This window comes from Vibrio sp. 1562 (assembly GCF_033340155.1).
Classification (GTDB): domain Bacteria; phylum Pseudomonadota; class Gammaproteobacteria; order Enterobacterales; family Vibrionaceae; genus Vibrio; species Vibrio alginolyticus.
On the sequence record NZ_JAWOVY010000115.1, the window covers coordinates 1 to 1,078 of the forward strand.

The 1,078-nt window shown below is 53.2% G+C and carries 1 rRNA gene; it reads left to right on the top strand.

The features are described from left to right. A 16S ribosomal RNA gene (locus R7Z49_RS23565) occupies positions 1-1,067 on the top strand; the annotation flags it as partial. Positions 1,068-1,078 lie beyond the last annotated feature (11 nt).

Consider the following 1,078-nt stretch of genomic DNA (forward strand, 5'->3'; position numbering starts at 1 on the left):
ATTTGACGTTAGCGACAGAAGAAGCACCGGCTAACTCCGTGCCAGCAGCCGCGGTAATACGGAGGGTGCGAGCGTTAATCGGAATTACTGGGCGTAAAGCGCATGCAGGTGGTTTGTTAAGTCAGATGTGAAAGCCCGGGGCTCAACCTCGGAATAGCATTTGAAACTGGCAGACTAGAGTACTGTAGAGGGGGGTAGAATTTCAGGTGTAGCGGTGAAATGCGTAGAGATCTGAAGGAATACCGGTGGCGAAGGCGGCCCCCTGGACAGATACTGACACTCAGATGCGAAAGCGTGGGGAGCAAACAGGATTAGATACCCTGGTAGTCCACGCCGTAAACGATGTCTACTTGGAGGTTGTGGCCTTGAGCCGTGGCTTTCGGAGCTAACGCGTTAAGTAGACCGCCTGGGGAGTACGGTCGCAAGATTAAAACTCAAATGAATTGACGGGGGCCCGCACAAGCGGTGGAGCATGTGGTTTAATTCGATGCAACGCGAAGAACCTTACCTACTCTTGACATCCAGAGAACTTTCCAGAGATGGATTGGTGCCTTCGGGAACTCTGAGACAGGTGCTGCATGGCTGTCGTCAGCTCGTGTTGTGAAATGTTGGGTTAAGTCCCGCAACGAGCGCAACCCTTATCCTTGTTTGCCAGCGAGTAATGTCGGGAACTCCAGGGAGACTGCCGGTGATAAACCGGAGGAAGGTGGGGACGACGTCAAGTCATCATGGCCCTTACGAGTAGGGCTACACACGTGCTACAATGGCGCATACAGAGGGCGGCCAACTTGCGAAAGTGAGCGAATCCCAAAAAGTGCGTCGTAGTCCGGATTGGAGTCTGCAACTCGACTCCATGAAGTCGGAATCGCTAGTAATCGTGGATCAGAATGCCACGGTGAATACGTTCCCGGGCCTTGTACACACCGCCCGTCACACCATGGGAGTGGGCTGCAAAAGAAGTAGGTAGTTTAACCTTCGGGGGGACGCTTACCACTTTGTGGTTCATGACTGGGGTGAAGTCGTAACAAGGTAGCGCTAGGGGAACCTGGCGCTGGATCACCTCCTTAAACGATGATTA